The organism is Thiorhodovibrio litoralis, assembly GCF_033954455.1.
Lineage (GTDB): Bacteria > Pseudomonadota > Gammaproteobacteria > Chromatiales > Chromatiaceae > Thiorhodovibrio > Thiorhodovibrio litoralis.
Genome location: NZ_CP121473.1, coordinates 2,278,041 through 2,300,002 on the forward strand (window position 1 = coordinate 2,278,041; position 21,962 = coordinate 2,300,002).

Sequence of the window (21,962 nt, forward strand, 5' to 3'; positions counted from 1 at the left end):
TCGGAGCTCATGGCCTGCCCTCCCGGTGATAGGTGGCCCGAGCGAAGGTGCGGGCAAAGCTGACCAGTTGCTCCTGGCTGGACACCTGGTGGACCTGCCAACCAATGCCTTCCAGCCGGACCATGGCGCTGTTCTCCTCGCGGTTGTATTGGTAGGGCAGATTGAGCACGGCAGTGGCGCCGCCACCGGCCTTGAGCGCGGCCTGCTCGGCCACCTGCCAGCCGTTGGGATGGTCATCGAGCATCCGAAACAGGTCGGCATCGCTGATGACCAGCAAGTGCACCGGTCGCTTCGGCGGCGGTTGATCCAGGATCGATGCCTGCAAACGCCCGATGCCGAAAGCATAGCCGGTGCCCAGGTAGCCGGTCAGCAGTTTCAGCACCTCAGCCTCGCTGCGCACAAAGCCGTCGGTCTGGTCGAACTTGCCAGGCTCGCCGGACAGACAGGCCATGACCCGGGCGCCGGCGCGCAGCGCGGACAGGGCAACGACGGCGCCCGCCAAAACCGGATAAGAAAGTTGCCGCTCCGGATTGGCCATGGAACCGGAGCAGTCGATGCCCAGGTAGAGATCGAGGGGGACACGCTCCGGCTCGGCCCCGGGTGAGCTGCCGTAGCTGCGCTGCAGGGTGGTCAGGCCGGGCAACACCTGGGGGCTGCGGATCATCGACTCGAGCCAGTCGACGGCGGCCAGGGGCTCGCCCGGATCCCAGGGGTCGAGCCCCTCCGGCAGCGGGTCGCTGGCCTGCTCGACCCGGCGGCTCGGAAAGGGGATCAGGTGGCGGCGCGCAAGTTCGCGGTAGTAGCGCATGATCAGTTCCTTGCGCGGAACCTTAACCCCGGCCGCTTCCATCAGCTCGGTGTAGTCCAACGGACCACGGTAGCGCTGCTTGCGCCCGCCGACCGTCTCGCGCCCGCTCGATGCACCGGGTTCGGCAGCATCGCCAGGCTGATCGACACCGGACAACTCGGGGTCGTTGCGCGGATCGAGGCTGCCGGTCACCTCGGCCTCGTCGATCTCGGCCAAGCCGTCGGGCACCACCTCGCCGCTACCGGCGTCGGTGGCGTCGAGCAGATTGCCAAAGCCGTTTTGCATCTCGGCCTGCTCTGTCGCCAGATAGGGGTAGAGCAGCGAGGCGAAGCGGCCGGCGCCGTCCAGCCAGTCGCGGGCATAGACCCGCACCAGGCGGGCGCCCAGGGCAGCATCGGCGCGCAAGGCCGGGTCGAGCCGGCCCTGGGTCAGAGTGCCGCTCGGCAACGACCAGAGCTGCTCGTAGATGCGCATGTACAGGCTCCACAGCTTGCCCGGTTTGTCCTTCGGCTTAAGGGCCTGATAGAGACCGGCCAAATCCAGTTCGGCGCTGCGAGCCAAGCGGTCGTTGATCAAAAGATCGGTGTAGAGGTTGCCGACGAAAGCGGCGTGCTCTTGCAGCCCCGGCAGCGCAGCACGCAAGCGTGCCAGCAGGCGGCCGTTGTAGGCCAGATCAGCCGGCGCCAGCACATGGTGGCCGACTTCGTGGGCCAGCACCTCGCGGGCGAACCGCTCGAGCCCCAGCTCGGCAACCTGGCGCAAGCTGACCAGCACGGCGTGGTCGTTGAGGCGGATCATGGCAAAGCTGCCACTGAGCCCTTCGGCCTGCTCGGCCGCCTCATCGAGCAGGAAGCGCGGTTCCGGCAGTCGGGTGAAGCGGCTCCAGGCCGTCAGCGCGGCGGGCCAGGCCTGCTGCCAGGCGGGCAGCAGGTCAGCGGCACGATGACGACCCCGTCCCGGCATCAGCGCAACGCCACCAGAAACAGATAGTGACTGTGCGGCAGAGTCACCACCAGGCTATGCTCGGTGGAGGCCGCCGAGCGCCAGCCGGCCAGTTCCGGAAAGCGGGCGCGGTGCTTACCGCAACTGACCCTGCCGTCGGTATCAATATCGAAGTGGGTCGAATCGTCCGGTGCGCCGGCGGGCAGATCGCTGCCCTGCCCTTTCAGCACTTGACCAAAGCGGTCGGCGAACAGCAGCCAGGCCTGCTGGCTGTCCAGCGCATAGATGCGCTCACCGAAGCGGGTCACTTCGGGAGGTTCGATGAAGGGGCCGTCGAAGCCGACGAAACCGCCGACCCGACCGACTCGCTGCAGACGTTTTTCGCCGACACGAGCGGCGGGATCAAACCAGGGATCGGACAGAGCGGCCAGCAGGCGTTCGGCCGCTTTCTCATTCTGGGCCTCGCTCTGGGGCTCGTTCTGAATCTGAGGCTGATCGACCAAGGCGGCCAGCAGGTCAGGTTCCAGCTGGCGAGCCGCCTGCAAGGCACTCTCGCGGTAGTGGGCCATGCCGCAGCGCCAGGCAGCGACCTGGCCGGCCAGCAGCAGGGCGTCCACCGAGGCCAGGCGCGGTGCCAGCGCCACCAGCCGGGCAATCCAGCAGCGCGGGTCAGCCGCCGGTTCCAGCGCCAGGTTGTAGGCAGCATTGCAGAGCGCGACCAAGACCCGCTCGGGTTGCTCGGCGATCAGACCGGCCAGACAGGGAAGCAGCTCGTCGAACAGCTCTGCAAGCACGGGCACACGGGCACCGGGGCCGAGCAGGTCCTGCGCGGTCAGTTGCAGGCAGAGGTCGTACAGAGCCGAAACGATGGTGTCCAGCTCGGCATCACTGCTAGTCCTCTCGGCCAGCCCTTCGGCGACCGGGGCGGCATAGCGGCGCAACACATCCTGGAAATCATCCGGCGCCAGCCGCCGCTGCAGGTACCGGGCGCGCAGAAAGCGCTGGTTGTAGTCGTCCCGCCGGCGCAGCAGGGCCTCGGCCAATGCCGTCAGTTCTGCCACTTCAGCCAGCCCAGGTAGTTGCTGTAGCGCTGATGCAGGTACTTAAGCTTGAGGATGTCGTCATACATGTGACCGTAAAGCTTGCGCCCTCTGGCCCAGTCGCGCAGCACACCCTCGATGCGGGCCAGGCGCTTGCGCACCTCGGCCGCCGTCAGCCCGTCGAGGCCGCGCTCGAACTCAGCCTCCACCTCGGCCACCGGGTCGTCCCGCTCGAGACCGAGCCGGTCGAACTCCTGGCAGGAGCGGTCAAACAGGCCACGAATCCAGCTGATCCGATCGACACGCAGGGTGGTCTGGCTGTCTTGCTCGAAGGCAGGGGCATCCGGGTTTTGGGTCAGCTTGTCGTGCATGACAAAGGGGATCATCTGGCGCATGTCCTCGAAGCTCACCGCGTGATCGCCGCGAAAGTAGGCCATCGCCTTGATAAATTGAATGCAGGTCATCAGCGCCCGCACGGAAAAGCCGTTCAGGGACTGACTACCCAACTCGACCTGGGCGCTCTTGCCGGTCTCCTCGGTGTTCAAGGCGCTAAACTCGAGACCTGAGAGCTTGACCGTGTCCTTGGTCATGTACTCGAACTGGTTGGCGGCGGGCTCAAAGAACTCGAAGTGACTGGCGAAGAACTCCAGCCGGCGGCGCAGCAGGGCCGGGAACTCCACCGCCAGGATCTCGCGCTCGAGCCGGTCGAGTTCCTCGGGGCTGAAGATGATCTGCGCCGGCACCACCTGCTCGGGCTGGATGCCGTCCTCAATGCGCAGCAGCAACTCGTTGAGAAAGCGCGTGTTGAAGTGCAGCGCCTTGACAACAATGTCGATGCGGTCGCGCAGGGCCTCAATGACCTGGTAGGTGCCGCCGCCAGCGTCGTCGTTGGCGGTTAGGTACCAGGCCGCCGGCGGGCACTCGTAGACTTGGTCGTAAAGTTCGGCGTAGTTGTCGGCCATGGTGGTGAGCAGGGCCGACTGAGTGCGGGTGGGAATGCGGTTGTACTCGTCGATGATTTTGACCCGCATCGACAGCCAGCGGCGCCAGGCGATCTTGACCTCGTCCATGGATTGGGCGTTGATAAGAGTCGCCGGCAGCGGGTTGCCGAGCAGATCGGCGATGGTCATCTGCGGTTGGCCGTGCTGGATGGCGCGGCGGATCTCGTGCAAGTTGTAGCCGGCCAGCACGCCCATCAGGATAGCGATGGCGGTCTTGCCGCGACCGGGCCCGCCCACCAGCAGGCAGCGCCGCCGCACCGCCAGGTTCAACAGCGGCGCCAGCGCGTAACTGGAGTAGCTCTGGTCGGTAGGCAAATTGATCGCCACCTTGCGGTCGCCGAAGTCGAAGCGCATTGGGGGCGCGTCGTTGTACTCGATGTCGTAGAAGGGCGAGATGATGGCGTGATTGACGATCCAGAAATAGGCCTGGCGCAATTTCTCGTCGAGCGGCTGCTCATCGACCTGAGCCGTTGCCGGCTCGCTGCTGGCGACCGGGCCGCGGTAGAGGTCAGCGACGTCGAAATCGTGCTGCGGTCGCTCGGCGGCTGGCCGGGTGGGCGACTGGGAAATCTTGGCGTAGCGGTCGCGTTGGCGCATGGGCGGGCTCCAAGAGGACTCTGGCAACTATGGCACAATCCGCAGGTGGCGCGCATCGCTCCAATTCGCATCCGTTGGCGTTCATTTGCGGACTGCAACCAAAATCATGACCGTTATCGAGGCAATCGCGGTAATCTTCGGCTTTCTCTGCGTCTGGCTGATCATTCGCCAGAATATCTGGTGTTGGCCAACCGGGTTGGTGCAGGTGGTGCTCTACCTGTTTATTTTCTCCCAGGTCAAGCTTTACTCGGACATGCTGCTGCACGGCATCTATGTGGTCATGCAGCTGTACGGCTGGCACTGGTGGTTGCACGGCGGGCATGATCGCGACCGCCTGCCGGTGACGCGCCTGTCCGCTGCCGGGCTATCTGCCTGGGCCTTGCTGGCGGCGGCCGCCAGCCTGGGCTGGGGCCACCTGATGGCGACCCAGACCGACGCCGCCTTGCCCTACGCTGACGCCTTCACCACGGTGGCGAGCCTGGTCGCGCAGTGGCTGCTGGCGCGCAAGAAGTTGGAGTCCTGGCTGTTCTGGATCGCCGTCGATCTGGCCGCTATCGTCATCTACTATTCCAAGACGCTTTATCTGACCTCCGGCCTCTACGCGGCTTTTCTGGTGATGGCTGTTTTTGGGCTGCTCGCCTGGCACAGATCCCAGCGCGAGCCGCAGGCGGCGGTGCAACCGGCATGAGCACTGGGTTAGTACTGGGCAAGTTCGCGCCCCTGCATCGAGGCCACCAACTGCTGATCGAGACCGCCCTGGCGGAAAACGATCGGGTGCTGGTCATGATCTACCACGCCCCTGACGTCACCGGCGTAGCCCTCCCGGTGCGGGCAGGCTGGATTCGTGCCATCTACCCACAGGTGGCGGTGATCGAGGCCTGGGATGGTCCGCTAGAGGTCAGCAATGCGCCTGACATCCGGCGCCAGCACGAGACCTACATCCTCGCTCGACTCGGCGGGCGCCGCGTCGATGCCTTCTACTCCAGCGAGTTCTACGGCGAACATGTCAGCTGCGCCCTCGGCGCAATCGACCGTCGCATCGACCCGGAACGCACCCGCGTGCCCATCTCGGCCACCGCAATCCGCGCCGCCCCCTACCAACACCGTGAATTCCTGGACCCCCTGGTTTATCGCGACTTGATCACCCGCGTGGTGTTTCTCGGCGCCCCCAGCACCGGCAAGAGCACCCTGGCTGCGGCCCTGGCCGCGCGCCATCACACCTGCTGGATGCCAGAATATGGCCGAGAATACTGGGAAGCACACCAGCGCCAGCGCCGCCTGAGCCCGGTGCAACTGGTGGAGATAGCCGAAGGGCACCGCCAGCGGGAGGACCGCCTGGCCGAGCAGGCCAACCGCTTCCTGTTCGTCGACACCGACGCCTCAACCACGCGCCATTTCGCCCGCTACTACCACGGCAGGGAGTTGCCGCGACTTGATCAACTGGTCGCGGAATGCGCCCAGCGCTACGACCTGTTCTTCCTGTGCGAGGACGACATTGCCTACGCCGACACTTGGGATCGCTCCGGCCCGGCCAACCGTCGCGAGATGCAAGCCCAGGTCAAAACCGACCTGGCGCTGCGCAAGCTCCCCTACCTGGCCTTGTACGGTCCGCTCGTACAGCGGATGGTCCAGGTCGACCAGGAACTGGCCCGCTCCTTAGAATGCTCTTGAAATCAGCATAGTCCGCGTTATGCTCGGTGGTCAGTTCGTTGGATTCGTTCTTTCTTCACTAACGCTTGGCATTGAGGCGGTAGAGCTATGAAACGGTTGACGACCCCAATATTGCCGCCGGCAGTTGGTGCATGCGCACTGCTGTCAGGCTTGCTGAGCCTGAGCGGATGCAGCGGCGAGAGTGGAAGTGGCAGTGGCGAATACTATACCGACTGGGATATCGCCGGTGGTTGTGCCAGTGACCAAGGCGGCGATACCCGAACCAGCGGCGCCGGAACCGAGGTCGATGTCTGCGATGGCGTGGGGGAGTATTCCTGGATATGGGTGACCTATGCGGCTCCCTGGTGCAGTGCGAGCAAGGCGCAGGCGCCGCAGATTCGGGCATTTAAACACCAGGCCGAATCCGATGTGATCCTCTATGCAGTGCTGACCGCAGGTGACGAGGTTTTTTCCGCCGCCACCGTCGCCGATGCGCGCTCCTGGGCCAGCACCCACGGCTTGCCAGCGACGCAGGTGCTGACCGAACAGTCTTCGCGCACCATCCCGCAGCACTTACTCATTGGCCCGGATGGCCGCACGTTCTACCGCTACGTCGGCTTCCTGGATGCCGCAGAGATGCACCAGTTGCTCGCGGACTTTCGCCACAGCACCCGAGTCCCCGACGTGCGATCACTGCCCCGGCCATGAGCCGACACATTCTCATCGTCGAAGACGAGCCGGCGATTGCCGATACGCTCATCTATGCGCTGCAAAGCGAGGGGTTTCGCACCACCCATTGTCTGCTCGGTCGCCAAGGACTTGAGCTCGCCGCAGCTGACGCGGCTGATCTGATGATCCTCGATATTGGCCTGCCCGATCTCAACGGCTTTGACGTCTGCCGGGAGTTGCGTCGCACCAGCGAACTGCCGGTGCTCTTTCTGACCGCGCGCGGCGATGAGATCGACCGCATTCTGGGGCTTGAGCTTGGCGGCGATGATTATGTCCTCAAGCCCTTCAGTCCGCGCGAAGTCGCTGTGCGGGTTCGCCGCATTCTCCAACGCCAGCAGATGGCCCCGGATCAGACCTCGACCGCGAGCACCAGCCCCTTTGAACATGATCCGACGCGCCGAGCGATTCGCTACCTGGCGCAGCCGCTTGAGCTGACGCGCTACGAATACGACCTGCTGGTGACTCTGATCGGCGCGCCCGGGCGGGTATTCACCCGAGCCCAGCTGATGCAGAAAATTTGGGCGCATCCGGAACATAGCCTGGAGCGCACCGTCGATACCCACATCAAGACAGTGCGCGCCAAGCTGCGCGCCATCCATCCTGACGCCGATCCGATTCGCACCCATCGCGGTATCGGCTATTCCCTTGAGCCGATAGCGAATCCAAAAGGGTATCCAAACGGAGAGCCGAACGGTTGAGACTCTCGCTGCTGGTCGCTGTTGGCTATTTCCTGATCGTCGGCCTGGCGGCCTGGTTCGTGCTGGATGTGTTTGTCGCCGAGGTGAAGCCCGGTGTGCGCAAGACTATGGAGCATACCCTGGTCGATAGCGCGAATCTGGTGGCCGAACTCGTTCGCCCGGCGCTGCTTGGGTTGCCAGTTGATCAGCAAGTGCCCGACCAGCCATCGGCCGCTCAGCGCATCCATGCCGCCCTGGCACGATTTCGCGAGCGCTCAGTCGCGGCGCGCATTTGGGAGCATCAAAAGCACACACTCGATTTGAGCCTTTATGTCACCGATGACAAAGGCCGCGTGCTCTATGCGACTGATCCAGAGCAAATCGGCGCGGATTATTCGCGCTGGAACGATGTCTATCTGACCCTGACCGGACGCTATGGCGCGCGCTCGACGCGCAGCGATCCAGAGGACGAAGCCTCCTCGATCATGCATGTGGCCGCGCCCGTGCTGGCTGATGGGCGCATCATCGGGGTGGTCAGCCTGGCCAAGCAGACCCGCAGTGTCGAGCCGATCGTGGTGGCGAGCAAGGACAAGATTCGCGCGCGCGGATTCCTGCTGCTGCTCATCGCCGCCGCGATTGGCGCCGCGTTCACTTGGAAACTGAGCGACTCCATCGGCCGTCTGGACCGTTACGCCCGCTCGGTGACCGCCGGTGCGCGCGCTCGCCCGCACCGCTCGCGGGTGCGTGAGCTCGACGACCTGGCCGATGCCCTGACCGGGATGCGCGAGCGCCTTGAGGGCAAGCAATACGTCGAGCGCTATCTGCACAGTTTGACCCACGAGCTGAAAAGCCCGCTGGCCGCCATTCGCGGCGCGGCGGAACTGCTTGAAGAAGCCGACATGCCCGCCCCTGAGCGTGAGCGCTTTTTGGCCAACATTCGCGAACAAGCCGAGCGGCTGTCACAGGTGGCCGAACGATTGCTGGAGCTGGCGCGGGTTGAACAGATGCAGATGCTGACTAAGCCGGAACCTCTGGATTTGGCCGAACTGATTACGCAAGCCGCCGACGCACTCGCCCCCATGGCCGCGCAGCGGGGGATTCGCTTTGAGCTCGACTTGACGCGCCCCTGCCGGGTCCGGGGTGATCGCTTTCTGTTGGTCCAGGCGCTGATCAATTTGCTTGACAATGCGGTGGGGTTTTCTCCGCAGGATGCCGTGGTACAGATTCGGCTGCGCGCCAGTGCCCAGCGAGCCGAAGTTTGCATCCTCGACCAGGGGCCAGGCGTTCCCGACTACGCCCGCGAGAAAGTCTTCGAGCGGTTTTTCTCCCTGCCGCGCCCGGACGTGACGCGCAAGGGCACAGGTCTTGGTTTGAGCTTTGTGCGCGAAGTCGCCGACCTGCATGAGGGCCAGATTGCGCTTGAGAACCAGCATCCACAAGGTTTTCTGGCCTGCCTGGCATTGCCCTGTCGCGAGTCCTGATTATTCGGTGTAGATGGCGGGCAAGGCCTGCGCATAGGGTCCGGTCGCCATTGCGGCAGAGCGAGACTTCACCAAGACTTCACACAAGTTCACCGGGACTTGACCTGAGCTTCATCCCGTCGCGCCACACTGTCCTTGGGGTTTAACACAATCGCAGGAGACAGCAATGCACAAGGCACTCGTGATCAAGGTGGCGATCATTCTCGGGCTGACGTTGGGACTGATGGTCCCACTTGGCATGGTCAGTCAGCTCATTGATGAACGCGCCGCGCGGCAAGAGGCGGTGGTGAGTGAAATCGCCGCCAGCTCCGCCGGCGCGCAGCGACTAATCGGCCCGATTCTGGTCTTGCCGTACCAGGAGGAATTTACACAGGAGTATTGGGAGAAAGAAACCATTGATGGTGAACTCAAACGCGTGCGTCGCATCCGGCAGGTGAAGGTCGATGGCCGCGCCCTCATCATGCCGTCAAGTGCGCAGATGCAGTTCGATGGCAGGACCTCGGTCAAACGCCGGGGCCTGTTCAAGGCCTTGGTCTATGAACTCGAGGGTGGCATCCAGGGACGCTTCGTCATTCCGGCGCAGCCAGCGTTGGAGCGCCAGCAGGAAAACTCGCACATCCAATGGGGCCAACCCTATCTGAGTCTTGGTCTGTCCGATACGCGCGGGCTGGCGCGCACACCGCAACTGCAATGGGATGGAACACCGATCGACTTCGCGCAGGGAACACTGCTTGATCCGACCCTGCCGCAGGGGATGCATGTGCCGCTGCCGAGCCTCATCCAAGTTGGGCAGGGCAGGGCGCCGTTCGGTGACGGGTCCTTCGTTGATGGGGCGGACGCTGATGAGGCGGAACAGGCACCACGGGAGATTCCATTCAGCATCACGCTGGCGTTCCGGGGGACGGAGTCGGTCAGCTTCGTGCCATTGGCCGACAGCACCCGCATCGAACTCGCCTCGACCTGGCCGCATCCCAGCTTTCAAGGGCGCTTTCTGCCGAATGCCGATGGGCAGACGATCGACGCCGACGGATTTAGCGCGCTCTGGGAAGTCTCGGCCCTGGCGACAGCGGCCCCGGCCAATCTGTGCGCCGATGTGGCGGCCGGCCGCGACTGCCTGGGTGGCTGCGCCGACTGGCTGGGCGTGCGTTTCATCGAGCCGGTGAATATTTACTCCATGTCCAATCGGGCGGCGAAGTATGGAATCTTGTTTATCGGCCTGACCTTCGCGGCGGTGCTCTTGCTGGAACTGTTGCGCTCACTTAAAGTCCATCCGGCGCAATACCTGCTTGTTGGCCTCGCGCTGGCGTTGTTCTTTCTGCTGCTGCTCAGCCTCTCGGAGCATATCGCTTTCGGGCTCGCCTATGGCTTGGCCACGCTGGGCTGTGTCAGCTTACTTGGGTATTACTTGATCGCAGTGCTCGGCAGCGTCAAGCGCGGAGCCGGCTTCGCGCTGCTGCTTGCGGTGCTGTTCGCAGCGCTCTATGGGCTGCTGATGTCCGAGGATGCCGCGCTCTTAATGGGCTCGCTGCTGCTGTTTGGCCTGCTGGCGCTGACCATGGTCCTGACCCGGCGGCTCGACTGGTATGCGCTGGAGAAATCGGTTGCCTGAACCTTGCTCAGTCGAACGCTGCGGCGCCAATACCGGATTCGAAACCGTGTTGGCGCTTGCGGATGAGCTCAAGGCCGATAAAGCGATTGTAGGCATGGAACCCGGGTATCCGTTCGCGCAGGCCAGCGGCAGTTCCCTGATGCAACAAATTGGCCGCCTAGTTGAGCAGATCAGGCCGCGGCTGTTTGAGTCGCTAACTCGTTGCTTGGGGTTCGTGTTGAGACTTAGAATTGGACGGCCTAATTGTTTCTTTATCTTCTGGCATGGCAGACAATCTCCGTCCCCACCAGAAAGGTCATCCCGATGCGCGCCGGCTATCTCATCGTCGAAACCCGAGTTGATCGACCTGGAGTTGTCAGAATTCACGGCACTGACCATCAACCAAGACTGCCCGCCGGGCCGGCCCAGGAACCCGACCTCCCGGAGATCTGCCATGTTACATCCTTCGCGAGTCTGGATACCGCCCTCATGCACGCCCGTTTCGCCCAGCGCGCGGCATTAAGTGAAGGCCGAAGCATCGGGCCAGGTTGAGCGCGCCAAGGGCACCACCGCCTCTCCCCCTGTAAATGACGGATCGTTATGAGTAACAATAAAGGCTGTTTATTTGCTACCCCGTTAATTGGTGGGTTGTTTATATTGATGATGTTGCCCCTGCTATTTTGGAACGAAGGCCGGGCGATTAACACCTATCGCTCTCTGGTTGAGGGCGTGGGCGCGGTCATCTCCGTTGCCGCAGACAGGGTTCAGGAAGCCAATGAGGGCAAGCTGGTTCATATCGCCGGCCGAGCCACCAACAACAAGCCGGTGCGAGACTTGCTTTTTGGGATTACAGAAGATCATGTCTTGCGCCTCAAACGCACTGTCGAGATGTATCAATGGCACGAGAAGAGTTCGTCAAGACGATCGGGCAGTGAGAGCAGTACGGATTACAGCTACTACAAAGATTGGGCAGATGAGCTGATACAGTCGAGTAGCTTCCATCGAGACGGGTACGATAATCCGCCCATGCCTTATCACGGGGAAATTTTTAATGCTGAAACTGTCACCGTCGGCGCCTTTTTTCTGCCACCCAATATGGTCGAGCAGATGAATGATTTTCAGCAGATTCGGGTCAAACAAGCACCGGAGCTATCACGCCACGTTAAGCTGATCAACAGTGGGTACTTTTATTTGGGTGACAACGAAAAAACGCCCAAAGTCGGCGACGTGAAAATCAGTTTCTCCATCATCCGACCAGGAGAGGTGTCAGTGGTGGCACAACAAAGGGGTAACAGCTTTCAGCCCTACGACACCAGCTACTATCCAGTGGAACTATTTGAGACAGGGACGCACAGCGCCAAAGCCTTGTTCGACAGAGCTCAATCGAAAAATACAGTTCTCACTTGGATGCTCCGTTTCATGGGCTTTATGGGCATCTTCGTCGGACTGATGATGATATTTAAGCCGTTGACCTCGTTACTTGGCTACATTCCCATCTTGGGCAACATGGCGAACTTTGGCATTGGCCTGTTTGCCTTTGGGATTGCTATCGGCCTAGCCTTTGTGATTATTTCTTTAGGGTGGATATTCTATCGCCCGTTGTTCGGGGTTACCTTGCTTGTCGTTGGTCTAGCTGGTTTTTCGGGTACCTGGTTCGCGGTGCAGAAGTTCCAGCAAAAATCATAGCCGCCACATCAGTGAAGCGCCCCGCCCACCAATGATCCCTGTGTCACGCGGATCACCGGTCAGGGACGATGGGCCTGAGTCGGCACCGGACGGAAATCCGCTCACCCAGCCCGAGCCGGATCAAACCTCGTGATAGCTCAGATACGCTTCGGATGCGGCTTTTTTGGAACGACGCTCAGCGACTCGAAATCCGGCTGCTACAGCCGATGCTAAGCGTCCATGGTGATGTCGGCATTTAGAGTTCATGCCGCTCGGCAGTGTCACAGGGAACTGCGGTCCTGGTTGGTGGCGTTGGTGCTCTTGGTCGAAGTGACACGCCAGGTAAGCCGGCAAGTCTCCGCTGATCTTCAGTAAGCGCAGCTTGAGAAGGGCCTCCGTGCGCGCCACGCCGAGGCCCTTAGGGATCTATTTAACCGAAATCACGTGGAAAAAATCACGGATCAATAGGATCTGACCGTCGATCGCTTCCCAAATATGCATGTAGCGACCGGTGATTCGCTGCTCCCCGATCTCTGCCGTCATGTCGGAAATTTCATAGGCGGCGTTCGACCCATAGGTGCGGATATCGATCACCTTGAACTGCAGGTTGTGCACACCCTTTGCAAAGGCTGCCGCATAGTTTTTCGCGATGGCATCGCGACCGAGGATCACAGGTTGGCCGGGCAGAAACAGCGCGGCATCCTCGGCGTAGAAATTCGCCACGGCTTGGGCGTCCTGCAGGTTGTAGGCTTCGGCAAAGGCGTTCATCCGCGCGATAATGGGGTTGTCCGGCTGCGCTGCGACGGCGGAGGCGAACACGAGCAGGATCGCGAAAGCAATCGATACAATTTGTGACATGGAATATGGCCTTTTGAGTCGAATGAATGCCGAGGCAACGTGCCACAGAACAGCGGTTTCGGGCAAGTGGGGATTTGAGGGCGATGCGGAGCCCCACTCGCTCCTGCGCGCAGCGGTGGCCATGCGTTTGCGCTGCTTTTTCCCCCTGGCGGCAGAGGATCAGGGGCGTGCTCTGAGTGCGCTGCGCTGGCCGTTTCGCGATGACGCGTTGCTTGGGGATCTCAAGCATGGTCTGCGCGTTCAGGCGCTGGATGCCCGCGAGATTAGCAGCGCGGATGAACGCTGGTTTCTGCGCCGCGTTCGGCCGTATCGCACCGACGATGACACGGTCCAGGGGATGGTGGTGACCTTCATGGACATCACCTCGCGCAAGCGCACGGAGGTTGCCCTGCGCGAGAGCGAGGAACATCTGCGCCGGATTACCGATGCATTGCCCGTGCTGATTTCCTATGTGGATCGGGATGGGTGCTACCGTTTCAACAACGCCCGTTATCGAGACTGGTTCGGGATTGATCCCAGCGCCGTGCAAGGCCGCCGGGTCAGCGAGGTGATCGGCGAGACGGCCTTCGCGGAAATCCAGCCACTGATGGAGCGGGCGCTCTCTGGCGAGACCGCACACTTCGAAAGTTGGCTGACGACCGAAGCCGCGGGTGGTGCGCGCTGTGTTTCAGCGCAATACATTCCGGACACCGACCAACGTGGGCTGACGCGTGGTTTCTTTGCCTTGGTCACCGATGTCACCGAGAGACGCAAGGCAGAGGAAGGACTGGAGAGATTGCGCCAGGATAACCAGCGTAATCTTGATGAGCTCCAAGCGCTGCTTGATGCCGCACCGATCGGCATCTTTTTCGCGCGCGATCCAGGCTGCCAAGACATGATGATGAATCAGGCCGGGGCAGCGCTGCTGCGCGTGCCGCCGGATGCAAACCCGTCCAAGTCAGGTTCCCACGCCGAGGAGCTGGCCTTTCGCGTCTTCCATGCCGGGCATGAGTTGCCTCCCGAGGAGCTGCCGATGCAGCAGGCCGCCGCGCTTGGACGCACCATCGGCGGGATGGAGTTGGATATTCATTTTCCTGATGGCGCCCAGTTGAGCCTCCTGACTCATGCCGCGCCACTGTTCGATGACACGGGGCAGGTGCGCGGCAGTGTTGGCGCCTTTGTGGATGTGAGCGAACAAAAACGTCTGGAGGCTCGTCTGCGCCAACAGACACGGGATCTGGAAGCCATCAATCAGCGCAAGGATGAATTTCTCGCCATGCTCGGGCATGAATTGCGTAATCCCCTGACGCCAATCCGCTCGGCGGTCTATCTCCTGGGCACGAACCCCTCGCCCGGCGTTGATCTGGCCTGGGCCGGAGAGATGATCGACCGACAAGTCACGCACCTTGAGCGCATGGTTGACGATCTGCTCGATGTGGCGCGGGTGCGGTGCGGGACCCTGAGCCTGGCTTGCGAGGAACATCCCCTGCAAGGGCTGCTGCGGGAATGCGTCGAGGCCATCGCCCCGCAAGCGAGGAAAAGCACTTGGCACTCACCTGCACTCTGCCGGAGGAACCGGTGCGGGTCTTCGGTGACCGTATCCGTTTGGTTCAGGTGTTTACCAACCTGCTCAACAATGCGACGCGTTACACCCCCGAGCATGGACAGATCAATCTGACGCTAGGATTGACGGATGATGATCAAGCCTGCGTCGAGGTGGCGGACAGCGGCAAGGGCATTTCCAGCGATCTCTTGCCACATGTGTTCGACATTTTTGACGGTGCGGTCGCCCACCCGGATCGGGCACACGCCGGGCTGGGGCTCGGTTTGATGTTGGTCAAGCAGATCGTCGGTTTGCACGAAGGACAGGTTGACGCCCGCAGTGCGGGGTTGAATCAGGGTAGCTGTTTCCGCGTGACCCTGCCCTTGATCAGCCGCAATAATGCGCGCGGCGATGGCGGCGATGGCGGCGAGGGTTTTGAAGTTGCGAGTGTTTCGGTGTCCGTGGGCGACCGGGCGACGCAAGGGCTTGACGTGCTGATTGTGGATGACAACCTGGATATTCTGTCGTCCGTTGCTGGATTGCTGCGGCAACTCGGTCACAGGGTCCGGGTGCTGGATGCCGGTTCCCGCGTGCTCGCCATGGTCCGCGACAATCCAGTGGATCTTGTCTTGCTGGATATCGGTCTGCCGGATCTTGACGGCTATCAAGTGGCGCGCTTGCTGGCGCAAGAGCCTAACCGGGCTGATTATGCCGTTGTCGCTATTACCGGCTATGCCAATGCGGCTCCCACCGCCACGGCGCGCGGCGGCGATTTTGACGCTTGGCTGCAAAAACCTTTTCGTTTGGAGCAACTCAAGCCGCATCTGCGAACGCGCGCCGAACGCGAGACTGGCTCTGGCTAGGTGGCCGAGTGCGCGCGCATTTCTCAGGAGCCTGTTTAGGGAATGGACATGCGCACAAGGTCCGCCAGGCTGTTGGCGCCGAGTTTTTCCATCACTTTCGCGTGATGCGCCTCGACCGTGCGAATACTGATCCCAAGATCAATGGCGATCAACTTGTTTGAATCGCCAAGAACCAAGCGCTCGAAGATCGCCCGTTCGCGCTTTGTCAATGCGGGCAAGAGGGCCTTGCCGGCAACAATCCGCTGCTCAAAGCTTGTGTGCTCATCGCCGTTGGACAATTCTTGCTGCACTCGTTCAAGCAAGTCCTGAGCTCGGAAGGGTTTAGTAAGAAAATCCTTGGCGCCCATCTTCATCGCCGCCACCGCCATGTCGATATCACCATGGCCAGAAATCATGATAACGGGCAGTCGCGGATGGTCGGTTCGCAGACGCTCAAGCAAGGTCATGCCGCCCATATCCCATAGCCGTCAGGCTAGTCCTTTTTTTTTCTTAATATCAACATGATAGAGGCAAGCTTCCGAGCGCAAAGATAGGTGGAAGGTGGCTTTCGCCACCTTCCACCATTCGTTTTCATAATCGCTCTCCTAAAAAGCCGATCATATTCATTCATTCAGACAGTTCAAAGAAGTGATCGGCGGCCTTCTTTAAAAAATTGTACCCCTAAATACTCGATTACGAAACTGTCAAAATGTGATATTGATCAACTAATCTCTAAATTGGATGTTGCCATCGCCCCGTTCTTTACCCAACAAGAGCTTGAGGAGTTGGCCAGAAAAACGGGCTTCGTTCAAAGGGAAAGTAAGATCGGCGGTGCCCTGTTTTTGGATCTGATCGTTTTCAATCATGAAAACCTGAAAGAACAGAGCCTGAATGATCTCTGCATCACGCTGAAGGATAAGTTTGATATCCCTATTCGCAAGCAGAGTTTGGATGAGCGGTTCAACGAAACGGCTGTCCTTTTTCTGAAAGCGGCGATCGAGCATCTACTCAACAGCCAACTCGATACGGAATCCTATTTGTGTGACTTGGAAGGGATCAAACGCATTCTGATCAAAGATTCCGTGTGTTTTCAAATCCCAGAGCAACTGATGGACGTGTATCCGGGAAGCGGCGGATCTGGTTCAAAAGCGTCTGTGAGAATCCAGTTTGAGTATGACCTTTTCGTAGGGAAGGTCAACGATCTTTCGCTGCATGCCTTCAACGATCAAGATGCAAGTAATTCTATTAAAACTATGGATTTGCTGAAATCCGGAGATCTGGTTATTCGGGATTTGGCCTACGTGGGTATTCCTGCTTTGAAGGAGATGATCAAGCGTTCCGTCTCCTATCTCTGTCGGCTCGGAACGCAAGTGAAGGTCTATCAGGAGCAAGACGACGAATTGGTCGAACTCTGCTTCGACAAGATACGGCGTGGCATGGAGCAACGCGGTTGGGATCGGATGGAGATGACAGTCTATATCGGCAAGGAAGAAAAGCTCAATACGCGACTGATAATCTACAGGCTACCCGAGAATGAGGTAGCCGAAAGGCTGCGGAAAGCCCGGGCCAATAACAAAAAGAAAGGCCGCAACGCGCTTTCTAAAGAATATATCGCCAGAGCCTATTTGAATCTGTTTATCACCAACACCGACAAGGCGACGATCCCGGCTGAGGTGGTGTGGAATCTTTACCGACTGAGATGGCAAATTGAGCTCGCTTTTAAAATTTGGAAGTCGATTTGTGACATCGAAAAAGTCAAAAAGGTAAAACGACATCGACTGGAATGTTATATCTATGCCAAGCTGATATTGATCCTGCTTGGGTGGCGCGTTGTTTACAAGATTGCAAAAAATCTCTTTGTGCTGGAGAGAAAGGCGCTCAGCTTCTACAAGTCATTCAAAACGTTGATTAGCTCCAAAATCGACGGCTTGCGGGAGGTTTTCCTGACTGGAACTCGGCGAATGGACGAGTTCCTGCGGGATGTTTATCAAGTCAGCAGAATCCATCACTTGCTGGAGAAGAAAAAAGGGAAGCCGACATCGCTGGAATTGCTGCTGAGTTGCTCAAATGCCTAATAAAAAAAGGAATTCTCGGCGGAAAAATAACGCTGGCCACTCTTAGCCTGACGGCTATGGCCCATATCCCCCATTCGTACATCAAGCAGGAGAATCATCCCCCGCTCGCTGACACCTTCGAAGCGCTCCAGAAAACCCAGAGCACTGCCGTAAGCCTCAACCTCGATCGACACCGAGCGCAGCAGCATCGCGATGGCTTCGCGAACGTCAGGTTCGTCATCAATCACATAGGCCAGTGGGGCTGCAGTCACCGCAATCTCCGAATCGCGTTGAACGCCGATGATACTGGCTCGGTGAGGCGCCATCAAACATGGCTCACCCAGTCTGCGCTGAAGCGAACGTTCTTGCGGCGACACTGGCTTGGTCGGTCCCAGAGTGCAGGCGTCCGCGTTATGCGATTGAAACCGCGGACCCATGGTATCGACTGAAGATCGCGCTCCGTAATCAGTGACGGAGAACGCCCCGATGCTCAAGCAGGGCGACAAAGGAGAGCATGACGATGATCGTGACCGAGACCAACAACCATTTGAATTGGAATAGGCGGCGTTCTGTCATGTGGTCTTCCTCATATTGCGTAACCTTCAACTCTTAATAACCAGGCAACTGGCCGCCAGGGGGATTGCTTGTGAATGTCATGGTGACGGGATGGCGGTCGAGTCACCGCCATCCCGGCGCTGCGAATGCGCCGTGCGAAGGCACCGCACCATGATCTTGTTTTCTCCTCCGCCACTCCTCGATTCCTCGGTCGTCAGCATAGGCAACCGCAGCGGCGAGAGGTATTCGGACTTACCGAAGATGTTCTAAGTAGTGCCTGGCCGAAAAGTCGATTTTTTCGCAAGCCATATGCGGCTGCGGCCGAGTTAACCACGTACTGTCGACGGCTTTTTTCGGTGAGAGCGGGACCCGACGTAGCTTATTAATAATGATTCTTAAATGCGAAAAAATTAAGACAAACCGATCCCTCGGGCCGTCTCACGGCACCCGGCGGAATCGCCTTAAGCGGCGCGTTTGAGTTGTCGGCGCCGACGGCGTTCGGCCTCGGCATCAGCGGCGATGAGGATGGCGCCGAGGCGGTGGATGTTGCGCCCAAGCACCGCGAGGGCAACATAGCGCTCGAAGCCGTCCGCGCCATGGTCGGGACAGCGGTCGAGACCATGGCCTTCGAGCGCATTGATGGCTGATTCAACCGCCGAGTGCCGGCGTTTGCGCCGGCGGAATGCGGGATCTTGCTCGCGCTCACGCTCGGCGGCGTTGCACTTGCCTTTCTTGGGCAGCACGGGGAAGTCGATCACCTCGGCGAGTTGCTTTTGGTTGCTGGGGCTGTGAAAGCCTTTGTCGAAACTGAGGCTTTTGATGCGTGGGTAGCAGGCTTTGAGGTGGGTGGCGATGGGCACGGCAACTTGGTCATCGGTTTCACCGAACATCACCCGATGCTGGAGGATGAAACCAAACTGATCCTCGCTGATGGCCACGCGCACGCCAAGCTCGACCGGGGTGCCGGCCTTGCCTTTGCTGACCCACTCGGTATGGGGCTCGAAGATGGAGAAGACCTTCTCGGCATGGGGGATGCGCTCGCCCTGCAAGACACGGCGATCGATCTGTTCGATGAACAGTTCGGCATAGTCGATGTAATCATTGAGCGCGGTGAACTGTTCGGCTGGGACATGATGGAACACCACGAGCTTGTAGCGGGTGTCCCGGGCGCGAGTGAGGAACTGCTCGGCAATGTCGAGGTAAGCGCCGTAAGCGGCATCGATCTCCTCTTCGCGTGCCGCACGCTTGGCTTCATCCTTGGAGGTGGAGCGCTTGAGTTGCTGCACGCGCCGATAGGCTCGTTTCAAGCAACGGATGTTGTAGGCGCTCTGGCGCCAGTCACTCAGACCATGGTCGCTGCAGAAAGCCGCCGAGGTCTCGATGGTCTTGCGCACGGCGTCCTGGAGCAGATTGATGTCGGTGGGGAAGTGCACATCGGTTTCAACGACGAAGGAATCGCAGCGCGCTTCCAGCGGGGAGTCCGGATGCGGTTTCACCAAGTCATGTCCAGCCTTGACCACCACGGCATTGATGCGCGCGAGCAGCTCCGGGGTGAACAGGCGCAGGTTGTCTTTGAGAGTTTGCAGGCTGTAGCGATGCTCGTCGGCCCAGTCGCTGTGGCCGAGCATCTGGCGCACCAGGCGATGCTGGTTGGCGAGTTCTTGCACCCGGTCGTAGTCGGCATTCAACCCCAAGCGCAAGGTGCCCAAGACCAGAATGCGCCATTGCGACATGCCCGGACGCCCGGTCTGGGCACTGACGAACTCCTCGCCGTCGGCGCGCACCGGCAGTACATCGGCGAGGATGGCGAAGACCTCATTGCGCAGCGCCTCGGTGGTGTAGATGTGCTGCAAGCCCCGTAGCAGGCGCGGGATGTCATCGCGGGAGAAGCAGTCGAACTCGATGGCAGCGATGTCGCATTCGCCAAGTTGCATCTGGGCACGAAGGATGTCACGCATGGGAGAAGCTGGTATGAACGAAGTTTGGGTTGTTGGGACAGTGCAGCGCGGCTCGATTGCCCGCCGGCAAAGCCAGTATTCTTAATACATTCAGTTACTTGCGCTTCTTCCTGCCATCGCCACAGGATACGCCGGGGTTAAGGGAGCAAGAAATTGACTAAACTTCACCAATCGCTTCGTATTCTAACGCATTGTCTTTGCATGTGAAAATCACTTTTCGGCCAGGCACTAAGTAGAATTACGGAGACAGCGCCGATAAAGAGCAAGACCAGCCGCGTTGAGGTGTTGGTGGGCACGGTAAAATCCAAGCTCCGGCGGGTTGGTGGATGCCAGTGCCGGAGCCGGGTTTTCTGATCTCGCGGACGGTACCTGGCTGAGCCGACGATCAGTGACCACAAATGGGTCCAATCCTTCCGGCCGATCGGCCAGTTTTCGCACGACCTGTTGCGGGTGAACTTGCGCGATGCCTGCAGCGGGTGCCACAACAAACCCGGAGACAGCCTGCATCGCGGGATTGTTTACAACTGCGGGCAATGTCATTCACAGCAGGCATGGACACCCGCCACCATCGATCACGACCGTTTCTTCCTGCGCGACGGAGATCATCAGGCCGCGTGCGAGACCTGTCACATCAACAACGATGTCAGGCGCTACACCTGTTACGGTTGCCATGAACATTCACGCTCTAAAATCCGTGGCGAGCATGTCGAAGAAGGCATTGATGAATACGAGAATTGCGTTGAATGCCATCGCAGTGGCGAAGAAGACCATGAAGATTGGAGAGAAAGCGGCGACCACGAGAAACGCCGGTGGAAGCTCGGCGATGTGGGCCGATTCATAGACCTGGATGATGGCCAAAGACATTCGCGGGGGTATGAAGACGATGACGATGAGGATGATGACTGAACGCGGCTTTGGCTACGCTAGGTATTTGGTAAAACAGACGATTTTTCAGGCGAACTCCGTTTAGCATGCCCGCCAATCGGTCCGGTTTACAAGCCGCCCGCGACGCCTGGCAGTATCGCGGGCAGCAACGCCCGACCTTCGCGCACGCTCCTGGACCATCTTCGGCTCGCCTCTCACGCCTTGACCAGAACAAAGCATGCAGGTTTTCGGCATCGATTTCACCAGTCGCCCTCGGCGGGGCAAGCCCATCACCTGTCTGCCATGTCGGCTGCAAGGCGATCGACTCGTTGCCGGCTCGCTCGCGTGTTGGTGCGATTTTGCCTCCTTTGAATCCTTCCTGAGGCAGCCCGGCCCCTGGATCGCCGGCCTGGATTTTCCCTTCGGCCAGTCGCGCACCTTTCTCACCAACATCGGCTGGCCCATGACCTGGTGCGGCTACGTGCGTCACGCCGAAACCCTGGGACGCACGGGCTTTCGCCAGGCGCTCGACGCCTACCGCGCCCAACGGCCCGCTGGGGACAAGGAACATCGTCGCGCCACCGATCAGGCCGCCGGGGCCATCAGCCCGCAGAAGCTCCATGGTACCCCGGTCGGACTGATGTTCTTCGAGGGTGCGCCCCGGTTGCTGCGCGCCGGCGTGACAATCCCCGGCATCCATGCCGGCGACCCCGGGCGCCTGTGCGTCGAAGCCTATCCCGGCTTGCTCGCGCGCGCACTGATCGGACGCCGATCCTACAAGCAGGATGATCCCAAGAAACAGAGCCCTGCGCGGGAGCAGGCGCGCCGCGAACTGCTGGCCGCGATCCTGGACGGTGCCACCCGCGCGGCCTATGGTCTGACGATTGAAGCCCCGGGCAGCCTGGCCGATGATCCCACCGGCGATAGCTTGGATGCCTTGCTCTGCGCCATCCAGGCCGCCTGGGCTTGGAGGCAGTGGGCGGATGATGTTGGTCAGCTCACCGTGCCAGAAGCCACGAGGTCCATGTCCATACAAAGGTCCACAATCGACCCGCTCGAAGGCTGGATCGCTGATCCGCACCTGGTGCATGGACCACCACCCTCAAACCCTACCGCGGCTTGACCAGAGGG

Annotated in this window: 20 protein-coding genes; 12 read left to right on the plus strand and 8 right to left on the minus strand. The window is 60.3% G+C overall.

The genetic code is table 11. The features are described from left to right. Window positions 1-7: 7 nt before the first annotated feature. Genes Thiosp_RS10150 through Thiosp_RS10160 form a run of 3 tightly spaced genes read right to left on the minus strand, consistent with a single transcriptional unit; the run spans window position 8 to window position 4,388 of the window. Window positions 8-1,771: a hypothetical protein gene (locus tag Thiosp_RS10150; protein WP_201069272.1), complete on the minus strand. Its 1,764-nt coding sequence runs from the start codon at window positions 1,769-1,771 to the stop codon at window positions 8-10. Beyond that, window positions 1,771-2,811 (minus strand): hypothetical protein, encoded by a 1,041-nt coding sequence (locus tag Thiosp_RS10155; RefSeq protein WP_201069273.1) that lies wholly within the window; start codon window positions 2,809-2,811, stop codon window positions 1,771-1,773. The genes Thiosp_RS10150 and Thiosp_RS10155 overlap by 1 nt, the downstream gene beginning before the upstream one ends. Further along, complete coding sequence (locus tag Thiosp_RS10160; protein ID WP_201069274.1) at window positions 2,799-4,388, minus strand: AAA family ATPase; 1,590 nt, start codon at window positions 4,386-4,388, stop codon at window positions 2,799-2,801. Before Thiosp_RS10160 ends, Thiosp_RS10155 begins: the two co-directional genes overlap by 13 nt. A 106-nt stretch (window positions 4,389-4,494) precedes the next feature. Here Thiosp_RS10160 and pnuC point away from each other — a divergent pair, with 106 nt between their 5' ends. The 6 genes from pnuC to creD all read left to right on the plus strand — a co-directional run bounded on the left by pnuC (window position 4,495) and on the right by creD (window position 10,534). Then, on the plus strand, window positions 4,495-5,076 hold the full coding sequence (gene pnuC, locus Thiosp_RS10165) for a nicotinamide riboside transporter PnuC (RefSeq protein ID WP_201069275.1): 582 nt from the start codon (window positions 4,495-4,497) through the stop codon (window positions 5,074-5,076). Further along, a complete protein-coding gene (locus Thiosp_RS10170; RefSeq protein WP_201069276.1) occupies window positions 5,073-6,059 on the plus strand; it encodes an AAA family ATPase in 987 nt (328 codons plus the stop codon). The genes pnuC and Thiosp_RS10170 overlap by 4 nt, the downstream gene beginning before the upstream one ends. A gap of 87 nt (window positions 6,060-6,146) precedes the next feature. Next, window positions 6,147-6,746, plus strand: coding sequence for a TlpA family protein disulfide reductase (locus Thiosp_RS10175; RefSeq protein ID WP_201069277.1), 600 nt, complete (start codon window positions 6,147-6,149; stop codon window positions 6,744-6,746). Next, complete coding sequence (gene creB / locus Thiosp_RS10180) at window positions 6,743-7,465, plus strand: two-component system response regulator CreB (RefSeq protein ID WP_201069278.1); 723 nt, start codon at window positions 6,743-6,745, stop codon at window positions 7,463-7,465. The genes Thiosp_RS10175 and creB overlap by 4 nt, the downstream gene beginning before the upstream one ends. Beyond that, entirely contained in the window at window positions 7,462-8,925 is a 1,464-nt protein-coding gene (gene creC / locus Thiosp_RS10185) for a two-component system sensor histidine kinase CreC (protein ID WP_201069279.1), read from the plus strand. Before creB ends, creC begins: the two co-directional genes overlap by 4 nt. Before the next feature lie 166 nt (window positions 8,926-9,091). Continuing rightward, window positions 9,092-10,534: a cell envelope integrity protein CreD gene (gene creD, locus Thiosp_RS10190; RefSeq protein WP_201069280.1), complete on the plus strand. Its 1,443-nt coding sequence runs from the start codon at window positions 9,092-9,094 to the stop codon at window positions 10,532-10,534. A gap of 7 nt (window positions 10,535-10,541) precedes the next feature. On the opposite strand, the gene Thiosp_RS10195 is transcribed toward creD, so the two are convergent. After that, the gene (locus Thiosp_RS10195; protein ID WP_201069281.1) at window positions 10,542-10,679 is read right to left on the minus strand and encodes a hypothetical protein; all 138 of its coding nucleotides are present in this window, start codon (window positions 10,677-10,679) and stop codon (window positions 10,542-10,544) included. A gap of 434 nt (window positions 10,680-11,113) precedes the next feature. Between Thiosp_RS10195 and Thiosp_RS10200 the strand changes: the two genes are divergently transcribed. Then, the gene (locus Thiosp_RS10200; protein WP_201069282.1) at window positions 11,114-12,199 is read left to right on the plus strand and encodes a TMEM43 family protein; all 1,086 of its coding nucleotides are present in this window, start codon (window positions 11,114-11,116) and stop codon (window positions 12,197-12,199) included. Window positions 12,200-12,604: 405 nt separating this feature from the next. Here the strand turns inward: Thiosp_RS10200 and Thiosp_RS10205 are convergent, their stop codons facing one another. Next, a complete protein-coding gene (locus Thiosp_RS10205; protein ID WP_201069283.1) occupies window positions 12,605-13,036 on the minus strand; it encodes a YybH family protein in 432 nt (143 codons plus the stop codon). Between Thiosp_RS10205 and Thiosp_RS10210 the strand changes: the two genes are divergently transcribed. After that, window positions 13,035-14,693, plus strand: a complete 1,659-nt coding sequence (locus Thiosp_RS10210; RefSeq protein WP_323697028.1) for a PAS domain-containing protein — start codon at window positions 13,035-13,037, stop codon at window positions 14,691-14,693. The two genes, Thiosp_RS10205 and Thiosp_RS10210, sit on opposite strands and share 2 nt — an antisense overlap. After that, window positions 14,630-15,421 (plus strand): hybrid sensor histidine kinase/response regulator, encoded by a 792-nt coding sequence (locus tag Thiosp_RS10215; protein WP_201069285.1) that lies wholly within the window; start codon window positions 14,630-14,632, stop codon window positions 15,419-15,421. The genes Thiosp_RS10210 and Thiosp_RS10215 overlap by 64 nt, the downstream gene beginning before the upstream one ends. A 35-nt stretch (window positions 15,422-15,456) precedes the next feature. Here the strand turns inward: Thiosp_RS10215 and Thiosp_RS10220 are convergent, their stop codons facing one another. Then, window positions 15,457-15,867, minus strand: a complete 411-nt coding sequence (locus Thiosp_RS10220; RefSeq protein WP_201069286.1) for a response regulator transcription factor — start codon at window positions 15,865-15,867, stop codon at window positions 15,457-15,459. Between the two features lie 270 nt (window positions 15,868-16,137). On the opposite strand from Thiosp_RS10220, the gene Thiosp_RS10225 reads away from it, so the two are divergent. Next, window positions 16,138-17,475 carry an IS4 family transposase gene (locus tag Thiosp_RS10225; RefSeq protein ID WP_201069287.1) on the plus strand — a complete coding sequence of 446 codons (1,338 nt, stop codon included), beginning with the start codon at window positions 16,138-16,140 and terminating at the stop codon, window positions 17,473-17,475. Here Thiosp_RS10225 and Thiosp_RS10230 read toward each other — a convergent pair. Together Thiosp_RS10230 and Thiosp_RS10235 are read right to left on the minus strand one after the other, a co-directional pair. After that, window positions 17,472-17,726 (minus strand): response regulator transcription factor, encoded by a 255-nt coding sequence (locus Thiosp_RS10230; protein ID WP_201069288.1) that lies wholly within the window; start codon window positions 17,724-17,726, stop codon window positions 17,472-17,474. The two genes, Thiosp_RS10225 and Thiosp_RS10230, sit on opposite strands and share 4 nt — an antisense overlap. A gap of 744 nt (window positions 17,727-18,470) precedes the next feature. Beyond that, window positions 18,471-19,967: an ISNCY family transposase gene (locus Thiosp_RS10235; RefSeq protein ID WP_323696482.1), complete on the minus strand. Its 1,497-nt coding sequence runs from the start codon at window positions 19,965-19,967 to the stop codon at window positions 18,471-18,473. Between the two features lie 450 nt (window positions 19,968-20,417). On the opposite strand from Thiosp_RS10235, the gene Thiosp_RS10240 reads away from it, so the two are divergent. After that, window positions 20,418-20,873: a hypothetical protein gene (locus Thiosp_RS10240; RefSeq protein ID WP_242518454.1), complete on the plus strand. Its 456-nt coding sequence runs from the start codon at window positions 20,418-20,420 to the stop codon at window positions 20,871-20,873. Window positions 20,874-21,069: 196 nt separating this feature from the next. Next, window positions 21,070-21,954 (plus strand): DUF429 domain-containing protein, encoded by an 885-nt coding sequence (locus Thiosp_RS10245; RefSeq protein ID WP_201065802.1) that lies wholly within the window; start codon window positions 21,070-21,072, stop codon window positions 21,952-21,954. The last annotated feature ends 8 nt before the right edge of the window (window positions 21,955-21,962 follow it).